Raw genomic sequence first — 8,530 nt, forward strand, 5'->3', positions numbered from 1 at the left:
CGGCCCCGGGATGCGGCGGGACGCCATCGGCATCGTCGCGGACGACGCCAACAACAGCCTGGTGATCTCGGCGACGCGCAACCAGTACGACAAGATCCTGCGCATCCTCGGCCGCCTCGACGCGATGCCGACCCAGGTGCTGCTCGAGACGGTCATCGCCGAGGTGACGCTCAACGACAGCCTGGCCTTCGGCGTGCAATGGTTCCTCAAGAACCGCGGCGACCAGCTCAACCTCGCCAGCGGCAGCACCAAAGTGGCGTCGGATGCCGCGAAACTCAGCGGCACCTCCGGTTTGATCGCTGCGGCGATGCGCGGGGTGCCGGGCTTCAACTACCTGCTCGCCGGGGCCGACTTCAACGTGGTGCTCAACGCGCTTCAGGGCGTGGCTCGGGTCAACGTGATCTCGTCGCCCAACATCACGGTGCTCGACAACCGCACCGCCAAGCTTCAGGTCGGCGACCAAGTGCCCACCATCAAGGGAACGGCTCAGAGCGCGCTCTCCGACGGGGCGCCGGTCCTCAACCAGATCGAGATGAAGGATACCGGCGTGATCCTCTCGGTCACGCCGCGGGTGAACAAGAACGGCCTCGTCGTGCTCGACATCAACCAGGAGGTCAGCGACGTGGTCAAGACGACGACGTCGGAGATCAACTCGCCGACCATCCGCCAGCGCCGGGTCGCGACCAGCGTCGCGGTGCAGGACGGCCACAGCCTCGCCATCGGCGGCATGGTGCAGGAGAAGGTGCAGATCAATAACGAGAATCTGCCGGTGCTGAGCGACCTGCCGCTGATCGGCCCGGCCTTCCGCAACCGGGTCGACCAGCGGGTGCGGACCGAACTCCTGGTGTTCATCCGGCCCCGGGTGATCCGCGGCACCGCCGAGGCCGACCGCATCGCCGAGGATTTCCGCCAGCAGTTCCGGGCGATGATGCCCGTGCGCGCGGTCCTGCCGCCCCCGCCCCTGCCGGCGGCCCATGAGGGCTCGCAGGGGATCCTGCGGCGGATGCTGGATTGAGGGAGGGGCGACGCGGGCCCGGACCCCGATGGGGTTTTCACCGGCGGCGCAGGGGATGGTCCTCGTCGAGCCGCAGCACCATGTCCCACCGGTCCAGTCCGGGCCCGTAGCCGTCCGGCGTCACGCTCACGGGCCGGAAGCCGAAGCGGGCGTAGAAGCCCTGGGTGAGCTGGCTGGTATCCAGCCTGACCTGCGTCACGCCCGGGATGGCGGCGGCCGCGCGCAGCCGCAGGTCGGTCAGCCGCGTGCCGAGGCCCGTTCCCTGGAGCCCCCGGTCGACCATGCCCCAGCAGAAGCCCGCCCTCGTCCCGTCCGCCTCGACGGTGCAACCGCCGCAGGCCACGACGCGCCCGTCCCGCTCCAGCACCTGATAGCCCCAAGCCACGGCCAGACCGGCGAGGAAGGCCTCGAACATCGCCCGGTCCGCGTCGGTGAAGAAGGGGATCCTGTTGCCGTCGAACAGGGCGAGGCAGGCGTCCCGGTCCGACGGCGCATAGGCGCGGGCGGTCACGATGCGATTCGTCGATGTGTCGCGCATGACCCCATCGATACCGCGCCCTAGCGTGGCTGCAACCGGTCACCGCTGGCGGCCGGGTGGGACCTCCCTCCCCGGTCCTCACCGCCGCAAGGACGGCCCCGCCTCCGTCACCGGTTTCGCGCCCACCGGCCGCAGGGTCGCCGGGGCGCCGAGGAACGTCGCGACGTAGCGGCGCTCGCCCTGGACCAGGGCGACCTCGTCGCGTCCGATCTCGGCGATGCGCCAATCGCCCCTGCCCTCGCCGCGGGCCAGCCAGGTCCGGTCGCCGCTGCCGTCGTCGATCAGCGCCCGGGCGACCGGACCGTCGAGCAGGATGCCGCGCACGGTCAGCACCGGCCGCGGCGGGTCGCCGGCCAGGATGTCGCGCGGGCCCCGGGCGGTCCAGGGGCGCCGGCCGGGGTCGAAGAGCGGGCGCTGCAGGGCGGTCTCGTCCGCCGGCGGCATCGCGGCCGCGGCGCGGCGGGGCGTCGGCGGGGCCCCCTCGTCGACCGGCCAGGCGAAGGCGGCCACCATCGCGGCCGCCGCGAGACTGCAGGCGATGCGGGGCCCGCGCCCGGTCGCCGCCAGGGTGGCCCGCAGGTGAGGACCGATCCGTCTCACGGTGCGCTCTTGGCGGCCGGGGCGGGCAGCAGCACGCCGCGGACGGTGAGGGTCAGGCGCAGCACGGTGGCCCGCCCGATCTCGGGATCGGCCGAGCGCTCGACGCCGAGCACCGCCTCTTCCGGCACGATCAGCGGGGCTCCCGTCTCGAGCGCCTGCAGCAGGCCGTGCAGACCCTCCGCGGTGCCGCGCAAGGAGGCCGAGAGGCGCGGCAGGGTCGGGCGGCCCGGGTCAGGCTGGATCCCGGCCCCGTCGACCGTCACGGTCCGCTCCGCCGCCAGCGCGTCGAGGCGGGCCTGAAGGGCGAGGACGAGGCCGGCCTCGTCCGCGGCGGCCAGCGGTGCCGGCGAGGGGGGCGCCGCGGCGGCGGCCTGCGCCCGGGCCAGGCGATCGCGCGCGGCGGCGATGTCGTCGGCCGTCCCGAGCGCGTCGAGGACGGGTCCGGTCCCGAGGGCGAGCACGAGGCCCAGACCGGCGAGGCCGAGGAGCAGCGGCCGTCCGGCGAGGGGTGGCGACACCGTCACGGCCGGGCTCCGGCGGCGCGGCGCGGCAGCGCCACGACGAGGCGCTGACCGCCCTCCGCCGGGGAGACCTGACGCAGCTCCGGCGTGCCGAAGCCAGGCAGATGCGCCAGGGCCGCGAGGGCAGCCGGCGCATCGGGAGCCAGCAGCGTCAGTTCGAGCCCGGCCGCGCTCAGGCGCAGGGTCTGCGCCGAGACGGGGTCCGGCAGGGCCGCCGCGACCGAATCCCAGACCCGCGCCAGGGACGGCCCGCGCTCCGCCTGGATCGCCGCGGCCCCCGCCTGCACCGCCGGCGGAAGGCCGGACGCCGCGGCCCGGCGGGCGGTCGCGAAGGCGTCGTCGAGGGCCGCGAGCGTCGCCGCCTGGTGCTGGCGCAGGCCCAGGAAGGCGCCGACCAGAAACAGGCCGGTCGCCGCCGCCAGGGCGAGATTGCCCGTGCTCCGCAGCAGCCCCGGCAGGGCGTGATGCCCGCTCGACAGGAGGTCGACCGGCATCGTCCGGTCCTCCGCCGGCCCGACCGCGACGACGCTCGGCTTCAGCCCCGCCCCCGCCAGGGCCGCCAGCAGGGGGCCGAGGCGGGCGCGCTTGAGCACGACGTGGCGCACCCGCAGGGTGCGGGTCTCCGGATCCTCGCCTTCGACGTACCAGTCGCTGAACACCTGGTCGGCGCGGAACGGCGTCGCGGCCTCCAGCTCCTGCGCCAGCACCGCGCGCATCCGCGGCAGGGCCGCGCTCGGCAGTTCCAGGGTGCGGATGAAGCAGGCCGCCGGATCGACGATCACCTTCGCGCAGCCGCCGGGCCGGCCGCCCCGGATGGCGGCGATCCGGTCGGCGAGGTCGTCCGCGCCGCTATCGAGGCGGTAGGTCCGGTCCGGCCCGTCGCGCCGGTCGATCACCGTCAGGCCGGGGTCGTGCGGCGCCCCGAGCCGCAGCGTCAGCGGCGCCGGCTCCCGGTCGGTGCGGATCGCGGCGAGGCCGAGGAGATGCACGGCGGCGTCGATCCCCTGGCGGAGCGAGGCTCCGACCGAGGCCAGCAGGCCCTGGGCCGGGGACGGGACGGATGGCGCGCGCAAACGGGTCGGCTCCGGTGCCCGCGAGGTCGAGGCGGGCATCGCGGACCGGTCTAACGCAGCGATGTTTCCGTCCGCTTAAGGACGTGGCGCGAGAATGACCCCGTCCGGCGCCGCCCGGATCCTGCGTCTCGCGCAGGTTTCTCTGGGGCAGGACCATGCTGAGCATCTGGGGCGGCAAGACCCGGCCGCGGCGGCCGCGGGCCGACCGGCGCGACGCGGCCCGCGGCCGCACCGAGGACCTGCGCGCCTTCGTCCAGCACCTCGCCGAGAGCGAGGTGCTGGACGCGGCCGGCCACGAGCGGGCGCTCGCCGCCCTCGACGGGCCCGGCCGGCGCCCCCTGCCCCTGCTGCTCACCGAGCTCGGTCTCGTCCACGAGGCGACGCTGGTCACCACCCTCTCGGAGGCGACCGGCCTGCCGATCCTGCGCCAGGAGGACCTGCCGGGCGAGCCGGTTCTTCCGGACCTCCTCTCGCCCGATTACTGCGCCCGCGCCCGGGTGCTGCCGCTCGCGGCCGGGCCCGACCGCCTCGTCGTGGCGGTGGTCGACCCGTTCGACGCCGAGACCGGCCAAGCCCTCGAACACCTCGTCGACCGGCGCGTGGCCTTCCGCCTCGTCGGCCCCGGCAGCTTCGAGCGGGCGCACCGCGCGATCTATGGCGACCTTGCCGAGGAGGGCGAGGCGGGGGGCGACGACGACCTCGCGCGCCTCGCCGACGTGGCGAGCCAGGCGCCGATCGTGCGGCTCGCCGCGCGGCTCGTGCGCAAGGCCTTCGAGCTCTCGGCCTCCGACATCCACCTGGAGGCGGAGGAGGCCGACATGCGGGTGCGCTACCGCGTCGACGGCGTGCTGGTCGAATCCGAGCGGCTGCCGAAATCGGTGCAGCTGGCGCTCACCACCCGCATCAAGATCCAGGCCGGCCTCAACATCGCCGAGCGGCGCCTGCCCCAGGACGGGCGCATGCAGGCTCCCGACCGCGGCCAGGAGGTCGACATCCGCGTCTCGACCCTGCCGACCGCGCACGGCGAGAGCGTGGTCCTTCGCGTCCTCGACGGCTCGCGCCGGGTCGAGGATTTTTCGGCCCTGGGCTTCGACGCGGCGGCGATCGAGCAGATCGCCGCGATGACGAGCCGCCCGAACGGCCTCGTCCTCGTCACGGGCCCGACCGGCTCGGGAAAAACCACGACGCTCTACGCGGCCTTGCGCCGGATCAACGGACCGCATCTCAAGGTCGTCACCGTCGAGGATCCCGTCGAGTACCGGATGGCGGGGGTGAACCAGGTCCAGGCCCATCCGGGCATCGGCCTCGACTTCGCGGCCGCACTCCGCTCGATCCTGCGCCAGGACCCGGACGTGGTGATGGTCGGCGAGATCCGCGACGGCGAGACCGCCCGCATCGCCGTGCAGGCGGCGCTGACCGGCCACCTCGTCGTCTCGACGCTCCATACCAACTCCGCCCCCGCCACGGTGACGCGGCTGATGGACATGGGCATCGAGCCCTACCTCATCGCCGCCACCCTCAACGGTGTGGTGGCCCAGCGCCTGGTGCGGCGCCTCTGCGGTCCTTGCGCCGAGGCCACCCCGGCGAGTCCGCAGGAGCGCCTGCGCCTCGGCATTTCCTCCGAGGCGCCGTTGAGCCTCAAGCGCGCCCGCGGCTGCCCGTCCTGCAACGGCACCGGCTATCGCGGCCGCATGGTCGCCTCCGAGATCATGACCCTCGACGGCGCATTGCGCGGCCTGATCGCCGATCGCGCCGACGAGCAGACCCTGACCGCCCGGGCCCGGGCCGCCGGCATGACGACGCTGGCCGACAGCGCCCGGGCGCGGGTGCTCGACGGCGACACCACCCTCGACGAGGTCGGGCGGGTGTTGGAAGGGACGCTTTGACATGCCGCTTTTCGCCTACAAGGCCTATGCGGCGGACGGGCGCTCCCGCACCGGAAAGATCGAGGCCGAGACCCGCCCGCGCGCGGTGGCGTTGCTCCGCGCCGACGGGCTCCAGGTCTACGAGATCGCGCAGGCCGCGTCCGGGCCGGCACCGTTCTGGCGCCGCGACCTGTTCGGGCGCGACCGGGTCAACGATGCCGCCCGCGTCGCCTTCCTGCGCGAGTTCGGCACGCTGGTCGGCGCAGGCCTCACCGTCGACAAGGCCTTGCGGCTCGTCGAGCGCCAGGCCGGGCCGGCGCTGAAGCCCGTCCTCGCCGACCTGCTGGAGCGGGTGGTGGCCGGCGCCTCCCTGTCGCGGGCGATGGCGGCCCATCCGCAGGCCTTCCCGCGCGACATGGTCGACATCGTGCGCGCCGGCGAGGCCACCGGCACCCTCGTCGACGTGGTCGGCTCGCTCACGGCGTCGATCGCGCGCCGCGACGCGGTCAGGCGCCACCTCATCTCGGCGATGATCTACCCGGCTTTGCTCGTCGCGATGGCGATCGGCACCGTGGCGATGATCGTCGGCGTGCTGGTGCCGGCCCTCGCGCCGCTCTTCGAGGGCAGCGGCCAGGCGCCGCCCTTCGCGATCCGCGCCGCCGCCTGGCTCGGCGACACCCTCTCGGCCACCTGGCCCGTCCTCCTCGGCGGCCTCGCGCTCGTGATCGTCGGGCTCGCCCGGGCGTGGCGGATGCCCGGCTTCGCGGCGGCCCGCTCCCGGCTCGCCTTGGGCCTGCCGCTGGTGCGCGAGATCGTGGTCGGCATCGAGTGCGGCCGGTTTTGCCGGGTGCTCGGCACCCTGCTCGTCGCCGAGGTGCCGATCCCCGACGCGGTGGCGGCGACCCGGCCGCTGGCCGGCAACCGGGTGTTCCGCCGCGCCCTCGACGAGGCCGGTCGGCGGCTCGCCGAAGGCGGCAGCCTCGCCTCGGGCCTGGCCTCGCTCAAGCCCTACGCCGCCTCGACCCTGAACCTCATCGCCAGCGGCGAGCAGGTGAACCGCCTCGGCAGCGTCCTCATCCACGCCGCCGAGATGCACGAGACCGAGACCCGCCAGCGCATCGACCGGCTGCTCGCCCTGCTCACCCCCCTGGTGACGGTGGCGATCGGCGGCCTGATCGGCGGCCTCATCATCTCGGTGATGGGGGCGATCCTGAGCGTGGGGCAACTGACGCAGTAGGGCTGATGGATCCGGAGGCCGGTCCGCGCGTTGGCCGCGCTCCTGATCCGGACGATGCCGCGCCGTGCCCGCCGAACGCCGACGATTTCCGATCCTGCTCGCCGCCAGCATCCTCGCGGCCGTGCCGACCCTGGCCCTCGCCCAGGGCCGGCCCTCGACCCTCGACATGACCTGCGGCCAGGCGCGGAGCTTCCTCGCCGCCCGAGGCGCGGCGGTGCTCGGCACCGGCGGCTACACCTATGACCGCTTCGTGCGCGACCGCAGCTTCTGCGAGCCGACGCAGATCACCAAGAACGCCTTCGTGCCGACCCGCGACACGCCGGAATGCCTCGTCGGCTATCGCTGCATCGAGCCCGGGCGCAACTGGTTCGACGACGAGTAGGGCTGGCGGCGTCGAAGCCCGGGGCTTCGACGCCGGACCCGCCTCAGCCCTTCTTCAGCAACGCCTCGATCTCCTGCTTCAGCGCGTCGCGCAGCTCCGGCCGCTCCAGGCCGTAGGCGAGGTTCGCGACCAGGAAGCCGAGCTTCGAGCCGGTGTCGTAGGTCTTGCCGCGGTAATGCATGCCGAAGAACTTCTGGGTCTCCGACAGGCGCTTCATCCCGTCGGTGAGCTGGATCTCGCCGCCCGCGCCACGCTCGCCGCGCTCCAGGATGGAGAAGATCTCCGGCTGGAGGATGTAGCGGCCCGAGATGATGTAGTTCGACGGCGCCGTGCCCTTCGGCGGCTTCTCCACCATGCCGGTGATCTCGAAGGTGTCGCCGAATTCCTGGCCGACGCTGACGATGCCGTACTGGTGGGTCTGGTCGGGAGCGACCTCCTCGACGGCGATGATGTTGCCGCCGTGCTGCTCGTAGGCCTTGAGCATCTGCACCATGCTGCCGCGGCTGAGCATGTCGGGCAGGATCACCGCGAAGGGCTCGTCGCCGACGATCTCGCGGGCGCACCACACCGCGTGGCCGAGGCCGAGGGGCTCCTGCTGGCGGGTGAAGCTGGTCTGGCCGGCGGCCGGCAGGTCCTTCTTCAGGGCCTCGTAGGCTTCGGTCTTGCCGCGCTCCTGCAGGGTGCGGTCGAGCTCGTAAGCCATGTCGAAATGGTCCTCGATCACCGCCTTGCCGCGGCCGGTGACGAAGATGAAGTGTTCGATCCCGGCTTCCCGGGCCTCGTCGACCACGTGCTGGACCACCGGACGGTCGACGACCGTCAGCATCTCCTTGGGCACCGCCTTGGTCGCCGGCAGGAAACGGGTGCCGAGGCCCGCCACCGGGAGGACGGCCTTGCGAATGCGTTTCATCGTGCGTGATCCCGTGAACACCGAGGAGCTGCCGGACCGCCCGGCGGGGGCGGGCGTATCCGGGCTATCACGCCCGGCGGACATCCTCCCCCCGGGCACCCTTGCCACCGGACAGCTTAATTGACGCTGAAGCATTGCGGGATATGGATCAACCCGTCTCACGCCGGGGAGCGGACGGAATGGCGGTACTTGTCACGGGCGGGGCCGGCTATATCGGCAGCCACATGGTTCTGGCGCTGATCGACGCGGGACACGAGGAGGTCGTGGTCCTCGACGATCTCTCGACCGGCTTCGACTGGGCGCTGCCGCCGGAAGTCACCCTGGTGCGCGGCGACATCGCCGACCAGACCTTGGTGGCCGAGACCATCCGCCGGCACGACATCGAAGCG

General features: G+C 73.3%; 10 protein-coding genes. 5 read left to right on the forward strand and 5 right to left on the reverse strand.

Features of this window, described 5'->3' with window-relative positions; translation table 11 throughout:
• The coding region (locus tag VQ03_RS24235; protein ID WP_048453480.1) for a type II secretion system protein GspD at positions 1-1,015 on the forward strand (1,015 nt) is incomplete at its 5' end.
• Positions 1,016-1,052: 37 nt separating this feature from the next.
• Here VQ03_RS24235 and VQ03_RS24240 read toward each other — a convergent pair.
• The 4 genes from VQ03_RS24240 to VQ03_RS33950 form a co-directional block, all read right to left on the reverse strand.
• The gene (locus VQ03_RS24240) at positions 1,053-1,553 is read right to left on the reverse strand and encodes a GNAT family N-acetyltransferase (protein ID WP_048453471.1); all 501 of its coding nucleotides are present in this window, start codon (positions 1,551-1,553) and stop codon (positions 1,053-1,055) included.
• A gap of 78 nt (positions 1,554-1,631) precedes the next feature.
• The gene (locus tag VQ03_RS24245) at positions 1,632-2,153 is read right to left on the reverse strand and encodes a hypothetical protein (RefSeq protein WP_048453472.1); all 522 of its coding nucleotides are present in this window, start codon (positions 2,151-2,153) and stop codon (positions 1,632-1,634) included.
• Positions 2,150-2,677, reverse strand: a complete 528-nt coding sequence (locus tag VQ03_RS33290) for a GspMb/PilO family protein (protein ID WP_048453473.1) — start codon at positions 2,675-2,677, stop codon at positions 2,150-2,152. Before VQ03_RS33290 ends, VQ03_RS24245 begins: the two co-directional genes overlap by 4 nt.
• Positions 2,674-3,747 (reverse strand): hypothetical protein, encoded by a 1,074-nt coding sequence (locus VQ03_RS33950; RefSeq protein ID WP_167376126.1) that lies wholly within the window; start codon positions 3,745-3,747, stop codon positions 2,674-2,676. Before VQ03_RS33950 ends, VQ03_RS33290 begins: the two co-directional genes overlap by 4 nt.
• Positions 3,748-3,902: 155 nt before the next feature.
• On the opposite strand from VQ03_RS33950, the gene VQ03_RS24260 reads away from it, so the two are divergent.
• The 3 genes from VQ03_RS24260 to VQ03_RS24270 all read left to right on the forward strand — a co-directional run bounded on the left by VQ03_RS24260 (position 3,903) and on the right by VQ03_RS24270 (position 7,231).
• Complete coding sequence (locus VQ03_RS24260; RefSeq protein WP_048453475.1) at positions 3,903-5,633, forward strand: GspE/PulE family protein; 1,731 nt, start codon at positions 3,903-3,905, stop codon at positions 5,631-5,633.
• A gap of 1 nt (position 5,634) precedes the next feature.
• Positions 5,635-6,849 (forward strand): type II secretion system F family protein, encoded by a 1,215-nt coding sequence (locus VQ03_RS24265; RefSeq protein ID WP_048453476.1) that lies wholly within the window; start codon positions 5,635-5,637, stop codon positions 6,847-6,849.
• Between the two features lie 91 nt (positions 6,850-6,940).
• Complete coding sequence (locus tag VQ03_RS24270) at positions 6,941-7,231, forward strand: hypothetical protein (RefSeq protein WP_425350087.1); 291 nt, start codon at positions 6,941-6,943, stop codon at positions 7,229-7,231.
• 43 nt (positions 7,232-7,274) lie between these two features.
• Here the strand turns inward: VQ03_RS24270 and galU are convergent, their stop codons facing one another.
• Positions 7,275-8,141 (reverse strand): UTP--glucose-1-phosphate uridylyltransferase GalU, encoded by an 867-nt coding sequence (galU, locus tag VQ03_RS24275; protein ID WP_048453478.1) that lies wholly within the window; start codon positions 8,139-8,141, stop codon positions 7,275-7,277.
• A gap of 179 nt (positions 8,142-8,320) precedes the next feature.
• On the opposite strand from galU, the gene VQ03_RS24280 reads away from it, so the two are divergent.
• Positions 8,321-8,530, forward strand: a 210-nt coding sequence (locus tag VQ03_RS24280; RefSeq protein WP_048453479.1) for an NAD-dependent epimerase/dehydratase family protein, incomplete at its 3' end; no start/stop codon positions are given.

The organism is Methylobacterium tarhaniae, assembly GCF_001043955.1.
Lineage (GTDB): Bacteria > Pseudomonadota > Alphaproteobacteria > Rhizobiales > Beijerinckiaceae > Methylobacterium > Methylobacterium tarhaniae.

Coding starts and splice junctions, on each gene's coding strand:
- VQ03_RS24240 (WP_048453471.1), bottom strand. CDS start 1,553: ATGCGCGACACATCGACGAATCGCATCGTGACCGCCCGCGCCTATGCG.
- VQ03_RS24260 (WP_048453475.1), top strand. CDS start 3,903: ATGCTGAGCATCTGGGGCGGCAAGACCCGGCCGCGGCGGCCGCGGGCC.
- VQ03_RS24265 (WP_048453476.1), top strand. CDS start 5,635: ATGCCGCTTTTCGCCTACAAGGCCTATGCGGCGGACGGGCGCTCCCGC.
- galU (WP_048453478.1), bottom strand. CDS start 8,141: ATGAAACGCATTCGCAAGGCCGTCCTCCCGGTGGCGGGCCTCGGCACC.